Below are 13,802 nucleotides of genomic sequence, written 5' to 3' on the forward strand. Positions count from 1 at the left end.
ATCTCATATACCGGACGGCTCCTGCCCGTCCCCCTGCCCTTCACCCCGCCCGTCCGCCCGCCCGTCCCTGCGCCCGAAGACCTCCAGCGCCTCCGTGTCCGTCACGCGCGCGTGGAGGTAGGTGTCCGCCCAGTCGGCGATGCCGGGGTAGCCGCACTCCGCGACGAGCCGGGCGACGGCCGCCGGAATGTCGTACGGCGTCACCCGCAACTCGACGCCCGGCCCGAGCAGGCACCAGTGGGCGCCCACGCGGCCGTACGGCATGCCGACACTGCCCGGGTTGACCACCAGACGGCCGTGCGCGAGGCGGACGTACGGCATGTGGGTGTGGCCGCAGACCACCGTGCGCACCGCGTCCGGCAGGTCCTCGAAGACCTCCGTCCAGCGGGCCGGACGGGAGTCGACGAGGACGACCTCCTCGTCGTCGCGGGGTGTCGCGTGGCAGAAGAGGACCTCGCCGAGTCCGCGGACGGTCAGGGTGAGGGTGTTCGGGAGGCCTTCGAGGAAGTCGACCTGTTCGGGGCGGAGGGCGTCCGCGGCGTACGGGCCGATGGGGTCCGGGATGTCGGTGCGGGCGCCGCGCCGGTACTCGACCAGCTCCCGGTCCGCGTTGCCGCCGACCCACAGCACCCGCCCGCCCTGGGCCCGCAGCAGGTCGAGGACCTCGGCGGAGTGCGGGCCCGCGGTGATGTCGCCGGTCAGGACGACGCGGTCGGCCGCGGCGACGTCGGGCTCGGCGAGGACGGCCTCCAGGGCGGGCAGCACTCCGTGAATGTCGGAGAGGACGGCCACGCGCGCGTACTCACCGCTCACGCCTCCTCCCCTCCCACGTCCGGCCCCTCCGCCGCACGCTTCTCCCGTTCCTCCGCCCCCTCCGCCCCCTCCGCCGGACACCGCAACGCCCCCTCCGCCGGTGTCGCACCCTCCTCCCCCGCACACCCCGCCGCCCCCTCCGTCAGCCCCTCCGCCAGCACCTCCGCGAGATGCCGCCCCCGTACCCCCGCCAGCTGCTCCAGCTGTGTCCGGCAGGAGTAGCCGTCCGCCAGGACCGCCGCGCCCGCGGGCGCCTCCCGCACCGACGGCAGCAGCCGTTCCTCCGCGCACGCCACCGACACCTCGAAGTGTCCTTTCGTGAAGCCGAAGTCGCCGGCGAGGCCGCAGCAGCCGCCGCTCAGGCCGCCGGTGAGCCCCGCGGCCTCGCGCAGACGGCGGTCGGCCGCGTCGCCCAGCACCGCGTGCTGATGGCAGTGGGTCTGGCCGACCGCCGGACGGTCCAGGCGCGGTGGCCTCCAGTCGGGCGCGTGGCGCTCCAGGGCCTCCGCGAAGGTGAGGACGCGTGCGGCGAGACGTGCCGCGCGCGGGTCGTCGTGCAGCAGCTCGGGCAGGTCCGCGCGCAGGGCCGCCGCGCAGCTCGGCTCCAGCACGACGACCGGCGCGTCCGTCTCCAGCACCGGTTCCATCAGGTCGAGGGTGCGGCGCAGCACCACGCGCGCGTGGTCGAGCTGCCCGGTGGAGACGTACGTCAGCCCGCAGCAGACACGGCCGCGGCGGGCCGTCAGCAGGCGGAGGGCGGAGCGGGAGCGGGCGTCGCCGACGGGCCGGCCGCGCATCCGCAGCGTCGGCGGCAGCGCGACCCGCAGTCCCGCCGCCTCCAGCACGCGGACGGCGGCCCGCCCGACGGACGGCGAGAGATGCTCGGTGAAGGTGTCGGGCCACAGCACGACGAGATCACCCGCGGCACCGGAGCGACCGTGATCGTCGGCGTCCGGATGACCGGAACGCTTCCGCCACCAGCCGCTGAACGTCTCCCGCGCCAGCCGCGGAATCGCCCGCTCCGGCGCGATCCCGCCCGCCCGCTTCACCGCCCACGCCACCGGCCCCGCCGAGGCCAGCGCGTTGGCCACCCCCGCCGCGCGCGTACGGCTCGCCCAGCGCAGCCACACGGGGAGCCGGCCCATGCTGTAGTGCGCGGCCGGGCGTCGGCGGCCCTCGTAGTGGTGGTGCAGGAACTCCGCCTTGTACGTGGCCATGTCGACCTCGACCGGGCAGTCGGAGCGGCAGCCCTTGCAGGACAGGCACAGGTCCAGCGCCTCGCGCACCTCCTCCGAGCGCCAGCCGTCGGTGACCAGCTCGCCCGCGAGCATCTCGTGCAGCAGCCGGGCCCGCCCGCGCGTGGAGTGCCGTTCCTCGCCGGTGACGCGGAAGGAGGGGCACATCACGGCGGGCCCGGACGCCGTCGTCGTACGGCACTTGGCGACGCCGACGCAGCGCCGGACGGCCGCCGAGAAGTCGCCGGCGTCGCCGGGGTAGCCGAAGGCCACGTCGACGGGTTCGCGGGGCAGGACGGAGAAGCGCAGACCGGCGTCCAGCGGGGCGGGCCGCACCAGCATCCCCGGGTTGAGCAGGTCGTCGGGGTCCCAGATCGCCTTCGCCCGCTCGAAGAGGGCGACCAGTTCCGTCCCGTACATCTTCGGCAGCAGTTCCGCCCGCGCCTGTCCGTCGCCGTGCTCGCCCGACAGCGAGCCGCCGTGGGCGGTGACCAGCTCGGCGAGCTCCTCCGAGAAGCGGCGGAAGCGGGCGACGCCCGCCCTGGTGAGCAGGTCGAAGTCGATGCGGACGTGGATGCAGCCGTCGCCGAAGTGCCCGTAGGGGGTGCCGCGCAGGCCGTGCGCCGTGAGCAGCGCGCGGAAGTCGCGCAGGTACGGGCCGAGCCGGGCGGGCGGGACCGCGCAGTCCTCCCAGCCGGGCCAGGCCTCGGAGCCGTCCGACATCCGGGTGGCGGTGCCGCTGGCGTCCTCGCGGACCCGCCACAGGACGCGCTGCCCGGCCCCGTCCGTCACCACCGCCGCGTCCACGGCGTCCGCCGCCCGCACGATCGTCTCCGCACGCGCGCGTGCCTCGTCCGCCGACTCGCCGCCCGTCTCCACGAACAGCCAGGCCCCGCCCCGCGGCAGCCCCACCGGGGACGGCACCAGGTCGGCCGCCATGCCCTCGACCGTCAGCGGCCGGTAGGGCAGCAGCCCGGCGGCGGCCTCGGCGGCGGCGGCCTCGTCGGCGTACCCGAGCACCGCGAGCGCACGCGCGCGTGGCGCTTCGACGAGGTCGACGACCGCCTCCGTCAGCACGGCCAGCGTGCCTTCCGAGCCGCAGAGGGAGCGGGCGACGTCGCCGCCGTTCTCCGGCAGCAGGGCGTCCAGCGCGTACCCGGAGATACGGCGGGGCAGCTCGGGGAACCCGGTGCGCAGGCGCGCGAGTTCGCCCTCGACGAGCGCCCGCAGCCCGTCCGGCGCGCCGGCCCATCCCCGCCCCGGCCGCAGCCTCGCGCCGCGCGCGGTGACGACGTCGAGCTCCCGCACGTTGTCGGCGGTCGTCCCCCACGCCACGGAGTGCGCGCCGCAGGAGTTGTTGCCGATCATGCCGCCGAGCGTGCAGCGGCTGTGGGTGGAGGGGTCCGGGCCGAAGCGCAGGCCGTGCGGCGCGGCGGCCTCCTGGAGCCGGTCCAGGACAAGTCCCGGCTGTACGACGGCCGTTCGGGAGCTGGGGTCGAGGGACACGATCCGGTTCATGTGCCGGGTGAAGTCGAGGACGACGCCGACGCCGGTGGCCTGCCCGGCGATCGACGTCCCGCCGCCGCGCGCCACGACCGGCGTCCCGTGCGCGCGGCACACCTCCAGCACGGCGACGACGTCGTCGGCGTCCCGGGGCGCGACGACGCCGAGCGGGACCCGCCGGTAGTTGGACGCGTCCATGGTGACCAGCGCCCGGGAGGTGACGTCGAAACCGACGTCACCTCGGACGGCCCTGCGCAGCTCGGCCTCAAGATCCGTCATGGGTCCAGCAAACCAGTTCGTACAGCCGACGGAGGGAAGGCGGCGTCAGCCACTTCAGCCCGCCCCCGACAGCCGCTCCCGAAACCCGCACCCGAAAACGCTGTCTCACCCGACGGACGAGGTTTCGCCCGCGTTTCCGGAAACGGATACGCTCGCGTGCGTGGCTGAGATCCAGATTCCTGCTGACATCAAGCCCGCCGACGGTCGATTCGGCGCGGGCCCCTCCAAAGTGCGGGTGGAGGCGCTGGACGCCCTGGCCGCCACCGGCACCTCCCTGCTCGGCACCTCCCACCGCCAGGCCCCGGTCAAGAACCTGGTCGGCCAGGTGCGCGAGGGCATCTCCGAGCTGTTCCAGGTCCCGGACGGGTACGAGGTGATCCTCGGCAACGGCGGCTCGACCGCCTTCTGGGACATCGCGACCCACGGCCTGATCGAGAACAAGTCGCAGCACCTCAGCTTCGGCGAGTTCAGCTCGAAGTTCGCCAAGGCCGCCCAGCTGGCCCCCTGGCTCGCCGAGCCCACGGTCATCTCCTCCGACCCGGGCACTCACCCCGAGCCCGAGGCCGAGGCGGGCGTCGACGTCTACGCCTTCACCCACAACGAGACGTCCACCGGCGTCGCCGCCCCCCTCAAGCGGGTGGCGGGCGCCGACGAGGGCGCGCTGGTCCTGGTGGACGCCACGTCCGGCGCCGGCGGCCTCCCGGTCGACATCGCCGAGACGGACGTCTACTACTTCGCCCCGCAGAAGTCCTTCGCCTCCGACGGCGGCCTGTGGATCGGCGTCTTCTCCCCGGCGGCGATCGAGCGCGCGGAGCGCGTGCACGCCTCCGGCCGCCATGTCCCGGAGTTCTTCTCGCTGCCGACGGCGATCGACAACTCCCGCAAGAACCAGACGTACAACACCCCGGCCCTGTCGACGCTCTTCCTGCTGAACCAGCAGCTGGAGTGGATCAACGGCCAGGGCGGCCTGGACTGGTCGGTCCGCCGCACGGCGACCTCGGCGCGCACGCTCTACGGCTGGGCCGAGGACGTCAAGTACGCCAGCCCGTTCGTCACCGACCCGGCCAAGCGCTCGGCGGTCATCGGCACGATCGACTTCTCCGACGAGGTCGACGCCGCCGCCGTCGCCAAGGTCCTGCGCGCCAACGGCATCGTCGACACCGAGCCCTACCGAAAGCTCGGCCGCAACCAGCTCCGCGTCGCGATGTTCCCGGCGATCGACCCGGCGGACGTCGAGGCCCTGACGAAGTGCGTCGACTACGTGATCGAGAAGCTCTGACCGCTTCCGCGACCACGACGACGGCCTGAGGGCGCCCGGTGCTGAACACCGGGCGCCCTTCGCCGTCTCCGCAGCCCGTGAACTGCTTGGTCACCATCAGGTTCCCCAGTCACCGAAAAGTGCGTTCTTCCACGTCAGCGTTCACTCTCTTACGGTTTCCGAGTAACCACGAGAGAGCGAGGGCATCGCGGCTCGACGCAGGCGAGCCCACCGACGCTCATGACAACGGAGGCTGAACAGCATGGCCATCACCCTGATGAACCCGAGTGGACTGCCGGAGATCGACGCCTACCGGCAGGTGTCGATCGCGACCGGTTCGAAGCTGGTCTTCGTCGCCGGACAGGTCTCCTGGGACGCCGATGGAGTCACGGTCGGCGAAGGCGACCTCGCCGCACAGGTCGAGCAGTGCTACATGAACGTCGCCACCGCCCTGGCCGAGGCCGGCGCCTCCTTCGACGACGTGGCGAAGCTCAACGTCCACGTCGTCGACTGGACCCCCGACAAGATGCCCCAGCTGCTGGACGGCATCAGCCGGGCAGCATCCCGACTGGGCACAACCCCGGTCCCCCCGGCCACACTCCTGGGCGTCGCAACCCTGGACATCCCCGAACACCTGGTCGAAGTCGAGGTCACCGCCGTCATCGACTGAGCGAAAGCCCGCCCGTGCGGCCGACGACGATTCTCAGCGGTGCTCGCGCACCGTCTCCACCATCGCCTCGGCCTCACCCCGTCGACCGGACACGACGCCGGCCCGCCGGATCTCCTCGTCCGTCATCAGGCGCGCCAGCTGAACGGCCTCATGAACGCCGTCGGCATTCCCCGCGTCCAGCATCAGGAGGAACCACTTCAGGGCCTCGACCCTGTCCCGCCGCCCTGCGGTTGCGTCGCGGTGCCAGCAGGCGGCGACGTACATGGCGCCGTCGTGTCCTGACCGCGCCGCCGCCACATAGGAGTCGAGCGCCCGCGCGTCCTCGCCCATCGCGGCCAGCAGGTCGCCCAGGACGACGCGGGCATCGACGACGCCGCCCTCCGCCGCCGAACGCAGCAGCGACGCGACGCACTCCGGATCCCGTTTCCCCCACCACAACTGGGCCAGATTGAACTGCGCAAAGGAGTCACCCTCGTCCGCCGCCTCAGCGAACAAGCTCTCCGCCCTGGCGGCGTCTTCCTCCACACCCAGGCCGTTGGCGTACAGATGCCCCAGGCTCCGCTTGCCGACCGGGCTCCCCCGCTCGCTGGTCCTCGCGAACCAGAGCGCCGCCTCAGCGGGGTTCTCCTCGACCTCGAGCAGAACCCCGCCCAGCACGTTCTGCGCCCCCATGTCACCGGACTCCGCCGCGGCACGCAGTGCGGGCAGAACGGACGCGAGCCGCGCAGCCGCCTCACAGTCGTCCCCGGAGTCCCACAACTCCTTGGCCACCGCTGCGACTCCGGTCAGCTGTTCCGTCATGCCTCGATGCTATGCAGCGGTCTTCCCCCGCTCACCCCGCTGCCTCATTGACGTGCCGTTCGCGGCTACGCGGCCGTGCAGCTCGCCACCGGTACGCCCCCGCCTCCCGGTGCCCCGCCGAAGCCGAAGCTCGTCGATGCGCCTGTGGCGAGGGAGCCGTTGTGGGGGGCGTTCGTCGCTGTCACCGTTGCGGCGGTCTGGGTGTGGGTGGCGTTCCAGATGTTCGTGATCCTCTGGGCGCCGGGCCAGGTCCAGGTGACCTTCCAGGAACTCAGTGCGGTGGTGCCGGAGTTGGTCACCTTCACCTCCGCGTTGAAGCCGCTGCCCCAGTCGCTGCTGATCGTGTAGGCCGCCGTGCAGGCGGGCGTTCCGCCGCCCGGGTCACCGGGGTCTCCCGGGTCGCCGCCGCCGGTTCCGGGCGGGAAGCCCGGAGCCTTGATGCTCGCGAGGTAGCCGTCCTTCACCGTGTCGACCGTCGTCCAGTCGTCCTTCAGGATGCCGCCCGTGTCACCGGAGTTGGGGTTCCAGGACCAGAAGGTCCAGTGGAAGGAGTCGTTGCCGTGGGCCGAGGTGGAGCGGAGGTAGGCCACCAGGGCGGACAGCCAGCGTTGGTCGATCGTCGACTGGAGGGTGGTGCCGAACTCGCCCAGCCAGACCGGGGCGATGTTCTGCTTGAAGATGTAGCCCCAGTAACGGTCCCAGATCCCGGGCATGTTCGCGGGGAACGAGGGGTCGTTGAACCAGCTCTGCTGGGCCACGCTCGTCGCGTAGTCGTGCGCCGAGTACACCAGGCGGTTGGGGACGTCCAGGCGGACCGGGTACTGGGCGACGCCCATCAGGTTGCCGCCCCACCAGCCGGAGACGCCGTTGAAGCTCTGCACGCCCTCCACGAAGATCAGGAGCTGCGGGTTGACGGACAGCACGGCGTTGCCGGCCCGCTCGGCGGCCAGGCGCCAGTCCCTCGTCGTGTCGCCGCAGCCCCAACAGGCGGGATCATGCGGCTCGTTGTGCAGGTCGATGCCGACGACGGTGGAGTTGCCGGCGTAACGGCCCGCCAGCGCCCTGAGGTCGGCGATCCACGTCGACTCCGGGACCGCCGAGGTGTACCACAGCGCCGACTGGCCCGCCGCGTCCGGGCGGTGGCGGTCGAGGATGACCTTCAGGCCGACCTGACCGGCGTACCCGACGACCTTGTCCAGGACCTGCAACGAGGTCAGCCCTTGCAGGTCCGCGTTCTTGCCGTTGGAGAAGTTGATGCTGTCCGGCATCATGCCGGGCTTGAGGATGTCGTCGCTGTAGGGGACGCGGAGGGTGTTGTAGCCCAGCGTCCTCATCTGGTCGATCATGCTCTTGTAGTCGCGGGCCCACAGGCCGTGGACCACGTGGTTCGCCGTCTCGAAGCCGAACCAGTTGATGCCGGCGACGCGGACCGACTGCCCTGTGGAGTCCAGGAGTTGGCGGCCGCTGGTGCGCCAGTACCCGGCTCCGGCGTCGGCCGCCCGGAGCCCGCCCGCCGCCGCCCCGGAACCGGAACCGGCCCCCGCGTCAGCGGCGGCCTGCGCTCCGGCCCCCAGGGGTAACACGAGCGCGGCGACCACCGCGCACAGCGTCCTGCGCAAGCTGCGGAACATGTGCCTGCTTCCTCTCGGGAGGCGCGGGCCGGAATCAGTGGGAGCGCCCCCACCCCGCACCCCCCATGGAAGTCAGGACACATGAACACGTCAAGATGCGGAACGCTACCGGCTCAGTTTCTGGAACCTCCGCACCGCCAGCGGCAGGAAGATCAGCGTCAGCAGCACCGGCCACACCCCCGCCATCAGCAGCGCGTGCTGCTCGACCCAGGAGTCCCCGCCGCCGGTCCCCGCGCCGAACAGCTCGCGGGTGGCCGCCGCCGTGGAGGAGATCGGGTTCCACGCGGCCACGAAGCCCAGCCAGTCCGGCATGAGTTGGGGCGCGACGAAGATGCTGGAGATCATCGTCAGCGGGAAGGCCACCGCGAACAGACCGCCCGCCGCCTCGGGGTTGGGCACCAGCAGCCCCAGCCACACGCCGACCCAGATCAGCGCGAACCGCAGCCACAGCAGCAGCCCGAAGGCGGCGACGAAGCCGAGACCGGCGTCCGGACGCCAGCCCATCGCGAGCGCCGTCAGCATCATGATGGCCAACTCCGCGCAGGCGGCGAGCAGATCGGTGATCCCTCGCCCTGCGACCACCGCGGACGAGGCCATCGGCATGGAGCGGAACCGGTCGATGACGCCCTTGGTGGAGTCGTACACGACGAGCGTGGCGGTGTTGATGAAGCCGAACGCCATCGTCATCACGAACATCCCCGGCATCAGGAAGTCCGTGTAGTTCCCGCCGCCGGGCACCTTCATCGCGCTGCCGAAGACATAGCCGTACAGCAGCACGGACAGGATCGGGAAGCCCAACTGCCAGGCGATGTTGATCGGTTGGCGCTGGTAGTGGGTCAGGCCGCGGCGGACGATGTTCCAGACGTCGGCGAGCAGCCAGTACGCGCGGCCGTGGGCGTCCCGCACGGTCAGGTCGACGGCGCTCATACGGCGGCCCCCTTCTCCTGCTTCGCCTGCTTGTCCTGGGGAGCCTGCTTCGCCTGGGGCGACTGGTGTGACTCGGGCGGCTGGTCCCCGTGCTTCCCCTGCGACGCGTCCGTGCGGTGGCCGGTCAGACGCAGGAACACGTCGTCCAGGCTCGGCCTGCGCAGCCCGATGTCCTCCACCCGCACCCCCTCGTCCTGGAGGGTGCGCGCCACCTCGGTGAGCGCGGCCACCCGGTCGGTCACCGAGGCGTGCACCCTCGACTCCTCCTCGTCGGACTCGGGTTCGCCGTCCGCGACCCGTGCGACGACCTTCACCGCGCGCGGGATGTCGGAGCGCTCGGCGAGCACGACCTCGATGCGGTCGCCGCCGACGCGGTTCTTCAGCCCGTCCGGAGTGTCGTCGGCGATGGCCCGGCCCTGGTCGATGACGGTGATGCGGGAGGCGAGCTTGTCGGCCTCCTCCAGATACTGCGTGGTCAGCAGCACCGTGGTGCCGCCCGCGACCAACGCCCTTACGGATTCCCAGACTTCGCCGCGGCTGCGCGGGTCGAGTCCCGTCGTCGGCTCGTCGAGGAACAGGACGGCCGGGGTGAGGATCATGGACGCGGCGAGGTCGAGGCGGCGTCGCATGCCGCCGCTGTACTTTCCCACGCCCTTGTCGGCGGCGTCGGTCAGGTCGAACTGCTCCAGCAGCTCGGCGGCCCGCAGCTTGGCCCGCTTCCCGCCGAGGTGGAACAGCCGGCCGAACATCTCCAGGTTCTGCCGCCCGGTGAGCACCTCGTCCACGGCCGCGTACTGGCCGGTGAGCCCGATGCGGGCGCGCACCTCGCGGGGCTGCCGGGCCACGTCCAGCCCGGCGACGGTCGCGCTCCCGCCGTCCAGCCTGATCAGCGTGGACAGGATGCGTACCGCGGTGGTCTTGCCGGCGCCGTTCGGCCCGAGCAGGCCGTGCACGGTGCCTTCCTGGACAGCCAGGTCGAAGCCGTCGAGAGCGCGTTTCTCCCCGTACCGCTTCTCCAGCCCCTCGGCGCGCACGGCGTGTCCGTCGGCCATGAAGTCCCCCTTCCGGTGACCGGTGACGACTGGGGCGTACCACCTGAGGCGTACTGCCTGAGGCGCGACACCCGGGAACCGGGCGCCCCAGTAATTGGGTACACCGTACCCGATTGCGCGTACGCCGTACCCAGTTTTTTTCGGCGGAACTAAACTGCGGGCATGACGAGCAGTACGGAGACCAGCGGCAGCGGCGACATCGTCCGCACCCTCGAGCTGCTGTGGGACACCGGCAAGCGCCCCAGCCGCGGCCCCAAGCCGGGGCTGACCCTGGACCGGATCGTGGAGACGGCGGTCGAGGTCGCCGACCGGGACGGGCTGGACGCGGTCTCGATGCGCCGGATCGCCACCGAGCTCGGGGCGGGCGCGATGTCCCTGTACCGCTACGTGCCCGGCAAGGCCGAGCTGCTCGACCTCATGCTGGACCGCGTCCAGCGCCCCTCCGAGGACCCGGCCGACCTCGGCGACGGCGGCTGGCGCTCCGCGCTGGAGGCGATGGCCCGCGCCACCCTCGCCCTCTACCGCCGCCATCCCTGGCTGCTCCAGGTCAACCAGTCCCGCCCGATCCTCGGGCCGAGCGCCCTGGACGGCATGGAGAAGGTGCTCGGCCTCATCAAGCCCATGGGCCTCAGCGACCCGGAGCTGGTCTCGGCGATCATCATGATCGACGGGTACGTCGTCGGCGCGGCGCGGACGCAGGTCTACCAGGAGGAGGCCGAGCGCAAGTCCGGTATGACGGACGCCCAGTTCTGGTCCGCGCAGGCGCCGACGCTGGAGCGGATCCTGTCCTCCGGGCGCTACCCGGTCATGGCCGGCCTCTCCGAGGACACCTTCGCCCCCGCCTTCGACCACTTCGGCTTCGGCCTCCGGCGGATACTGGACGGCCTGGAGGTACTGGTCGCCGAACGGGGTTCAGCGACAGAGCCCTCACCGGCGGGGCAGCACTCCCCGGCGGGGCAGCACTCACCGGCGGAGTAACCCTCACCAGCGACAGAGCCCTCACCGACGGGACAGCCCTCACCAGCGGGGCAGCCTCCCCGGCGGGGCAGCCTCACCAGCGGGACAGCCTCCCCGGCAGGAGCAACCCTCCCCGGCGGGGCAGCCCTCACCGGCGAGGGAGAGGACGCCTCACCCCCGCCGCCGCAGCCTGCGGAACCCGAACACGCCCACGCATACCGCCGCCAGGGCCGCCGCGCCCAGCTTCACGCTCGCGCTCGTCCCCTCGCCGCCCCCGCCCTCGTCTCCCGAGGCCGCCGAACTCCCGCCGCCCGACGCGGACTTGCCGGCGCCGCCGGCGTCGCCCGGGGCGTCCTCCGCCTGCACCGGGCTCTGTTCGCCCTCCGTGCCGTACATCAGCTTCGAGCCGTCGGCCGAGAAGCTGACGGACTCCCCCTGCCGCTGGAGGGGCAGGTCGAGCCGCCCCAGCCGCTTGGGCAGGCCGTCGTTCCAGTCGTAGTCGATGCCCCCGAAGTAGCCGCGGACGGCGAGGCGTCGGCCGTCCGGGGAGAGGGCGGCGTCGGTGGCCCACAGGTCGATGGGGGCGACGGGCTTGAAGACGTTGACGCCTGAGGTGGAAAGCCGGGCCGGGCTCTCGTAGAGGTGCCCGCCCTCCTCCTGCTTGTCGATGATGTAGACGCGCCCCGTCTTCGGGTGCACGACGAGCGACTCGGCGTCGCGCGGGCCGTCCTCGTACTTGACGACGTACTGCGTGGCGCGGACCTTCTGGTCCTTGAGCTGCTTGGGCTCGGGCAGCCGGTAGACCCACACGTGGTCCCACTCGACGCCGTCGTTGTCGCCGATGTCGCCGACGTAGAGCTGGTCGTCCGGTCCGACGGCGATCGCCTCGACGTCGCGCGGGGTGCCCACGCCGGTCAGGGTGATCGTGGCGACGGTCCGGCCGGTGGAGCTGTCCACCGCGTAGAGGAAGGCGCCCTCGTCCTGGTCGTTGTGCGTCCAGTAGATCCCGGGGTGCTGCCGGGAGGCGGCCAGGCCGCTGGACTCGGTGATGCGCGAGTCCTCGATCGTGAAACTCCCGTCGCCGTCGGCGGCGGAGGCGGGCACGGCGAGGGCGCCCACGAGCAGGGCCCCGGCAAGGAGGGCGAACGGTCGACGCATGCCCCAAGACTGCCACCCCGCACGGCGTTTCCGGCGCTCGTGGCAGGCCTCACACCCCACACGTCACCTTGATCCCTCATGATGAGCGGATGCTCAGGTTGATGCCCGTCGGCGACTCGATGACGATCGGCAGCGCCGGTGAGCACACGTGGCGGTACCGCATGTGGCGTCACCTGTGCGAGACGTACGGCGACCCCTTCGCCCTCGTCGGCCCGCGCGAGACGCTGTACGACAAGTCGGCGGACGCGCCCGCCTCGTACGCGTACGCCGACCCCGACTTCCCGCGCCGGCACCTGGCCGGCTGGGGCGAGGGCTGGCTGCACATGGCGCCGCTGATCGGCGGGGCGGTGCGGGAGTGCCGGGCGGACGTGCTGCTGGTCTCCCTGGGCCTGATCGACCTCGGCTTCTACACGAACGCCGAGCAGACGGCGGACAGCGTCCGCGCCTTCGTCGCCGAGGCGCGGGCGGCACGGCCCGGGGTGCGGGCGGTGCTGCTGCCGGTGATCCCCAACGTCCGCGCCGCGAACGACGCGCCCTTCGCCGCCCAGGTCACCCGCTTCAACGAACTGCTCGCCAAGACGGCGGCGGACCTCGACGAACCCGCGTCCCCCCTGCTGATGGCGTCGGTCCCGGAAACCTGGGACATCCACACCGACACCTACGACGGCACCCACCCGAACGCGAACGGCGAACACAAACTGGCCGCCGCCTTCGCGAACGCCCTGCACCAGGCCTGGGACCTGGGCGGCCCGTACGAGGCCGGGTAGGGCCGATCAGGAGGCCGCGCGGGGCCAGTCCGGCGGCGCGGGGACAGCGGGGGGCGTGCGGCCCGGTGAACGCGCCGTGTGACGTGGTCACCGTGCGTATCGTTGTACCGCGCGGCTGCGCTCGTCCGTGAGGCAGCCGGGGAGGAGCGCCACGATGACCGTCCTCGAAGACAGGATCGCGATGGCCGAGAGCGACAACACGAGCACGCTCGACGACATGTTCGAGCGGCTCGAGAAGATGCCCGTCCCCGAGGGATACAAGGTCGAGATCGTCGAGGGGACCGTCTACATGTCGCCGCAGCGGGACACCCGCTGGGAGATCATCCTGGACATCGTCGAGCAGCTGCGGACCAAGTACCCGCGCAAGCGCGTGAAGTCCGACGTGCGCATCGACTACCCCGGGCACCTCAACGGCTTCGCGACCGATGTGACGGTGATGGCCGAGGGCGCCGCCAGGACGGAGGACGGCCACTGGCGTCACGAGGACGTCGAGTTCGTCGCCGAGGTGATCTCCAAGGGCACCGCCGCCAACGACTACGGGCCGAAGAAGGCCGCGTACGCCACCGCCGAGGTTCCCGTCTACGTCATCGCCGATCCCTACCAGGGGCGGTGCAGCGTCTACACCGAGCCCAAGGGGGGCGACTACGAGGTCGAGACGAAGGTTCCCTTCGGCAGGGACCTGGACCTCACCGACACCGTCGTCGGCCTCGCCCTCAAGACCGACGAGTTCCCCCGCGACTGACGTCCTTGC

General features: G+C 71.9%; 12 protein-coding genes. 5 read left to right on the forward strand and 7 right to left on the reverse strand.

What is annotated here, in order from left to right:
* Positions 1 to 3: 3 nt before the first annotated feature.
* Together ACFYX4_RS11460 and ACFYX4_RS11465 are read right to left on the reverse strand one after the other, a co-directional pair.
* Complete coding sequence (locus tag ACFYX4_RS11460) at positions 4 to 813, reverse strand: metallophosphoesterase family protein (protein WP_389329654.1); 810 nt, start codon at positions 811 to 813, stop codon at positions 4 to 6.
* Positions 810 to 3,830 (reverse strand): FAD-binding and (Fe-S)-binding domain-containing protein, encoded by a 3,021-nt coding sequence (locus tag ACFYX4_RS11465; protein ID WP_389329657.1) that lies wholly within the window; start codon positions 3,828 to 3,830, stop codon positions 810 to 812. The genes ACFYX4_RS11460 and ACFYX4_RS11465 overlap by 4 nt, the downstream gene beginning before the upstream one ends.
* Positions 3,831 to 3,990: 160 nt before the next feature.
* Here ACFYX4_RS11465 and serC point away from each other — a divergent pair, with 160 nt between their 5' ends.
* Positions 3,991 to 5,109: a phosphoserine transaminase gene (gene serC / locus ACFYX4_RS11470; protein ID WP_389329660.1), complete on the forward strand. Its 1,119-nt coding sequence runs from the start codon at positions 3,991 to 3,993 to the stop codon at positions 5,107 to 5,109.
* A gap of 241 nt (positions 5,110 to 5,350) precedes the next feature.
* Entirely contained in the window at positions 5,351 to 5,758 is a 408-nt protein-coding gene (locus ACFYX4_RS11475; RefSeq protein WP_389329663.1) for a RidA family protein, read from the forward strand.
* A 33-nt stretch (positions 5,759 to 5,791) separates the two neighbouring features.
* Here the strand turns inward: ACFYX4_RS11475 and ACFYX4_RS11480 are convergent, their stop codons facing one another.
* The 4 genes from ACFYX4_RS11480 to ACFYX4_RS11495 form a co-directional block, all read right to left on the reverse strand.
* Positions 5,792 to 6,559 carry a tetratricopeptide repeat protein gene (locus ACFYX4_RS11480; protein ID WP_389329666.1) on the reverse strand — a complete coding sequence of 256 codons (768 nt, stop codon included), beginning with the start codon at positions 6,557 to 6,559 and terminating at the stop codon, positions 5,792 to 5,794.
* A gap of 65 nt (positions 6,560 to 6,624) precedes the next feature.
* Positions 6,625 to 8,190, reverse strand: a complete 1,566-nt coding sequence (locus ACFYX4_RS11485; RefSeq protein ID WP_389329669.1) for a cellulase family glycosylhydrolase — start codon at positions 8,188 to 8,190, stop codon at positions 6,625 to 6,627.
* Between the two features lie 105 nt (positions 8,191 to 8,295).
* Complete coding sequence (locus ACFYX4_RS11490; protein WP_389329672.1) at positions 8,296 to 9,117, reverse strand: ABC transporter permease; 822 nt, start codon at positions 9,115 to 9,117, stop codon at positions 8,296 to 8,298.
* Positions 9,114 to 10,169 (reverse strand): ATP-binding cassette domain-containing protein, encoded by a 1,056-nt coding sequence (locus ACFYX4_RS11495; protein WP_389329675.1) that lies wholly within the window; start codon positions 10,167 to 10,169, stop codon positions 9,114 to 9,116. Before ACFYX4_RS11495 ends, ACFYX4_RS11490 begins: the two co-directional genes overlap by 4 nt.
* 162 nt (positions 10,170 to 10,331) lie before the next feature.
* Here ACFYX4_RS11495 and ACFYX4_RS11500 point away from each other — a divergent pair, with 162 nt between their 5' ends.
* Positions 10,332 to 11,147 (forward strand): TetR/AcrR family transcriptional regulator, encoded by an 816-nt coding sequence (locus ACFYX4_RS11500; protein ID WP_389329677.1) that lies wholly within the window; start codon positions 10,332 to 10,334, stop codon positions 11,145 to 11,147.
* A gap of 150 nt (positions 11,148 to 11,297) precedes the next feature.
* Here the strand turns inward: ACFYX4_RS11500 and ACFYX4_RS11505 are convergent, their stop codons facing one another.
* Positions 11,298 to 12,284, reverse strand: a complete 987-nt coding sequence (locus ACFYX4_RS11505) for a WD40 repeat domain-containing protein (RefSeq protein WP_389329680.1) — start codon at positions 12,282 to 12,284, stop codon at positions 11,298 to 11,300.
* 89 nt (positions 12,285 to 12,373) lie between these two features.
* On the opposite strand from ACFYX4_RS11505, the gene ACFYX4_RS11510 reads away from it, so the two are divergent.
* Positions 12,374 to 13,051, forward strand: coding sequence for a GDSL-type esterase/lipase family protein (locus ACFYX4_RS11510; RefSeq protein WP_389329683.1), 678 nt, complete (start codon positions 12,374 to 12,376; stop codon positions 13,049 to 13,051).
* Positions 13,052 to 13,205: 154 nt separating this feature from the next.
* Entirely contained in the window at positions 13,206 to 13,793 is a 588-nt protein-coding gene (locus ACFYX4_RS11515; RefSeq protein ID WP_389329686.1) for a Uma2 family endonuclease, read from the forward strand.
* Positions 13,794 to 13,802 lie beyond the last annotated feature (9 nt).

This window comes from Streptomyces sp. NPDC002328, from assembly GCF_042890065.1.
Taxonomy (GTDB): Bacteria; Actinomycetota; Actinomycetes; order Streptomycetales; family Streptomycetaceae; genus Streptomyces.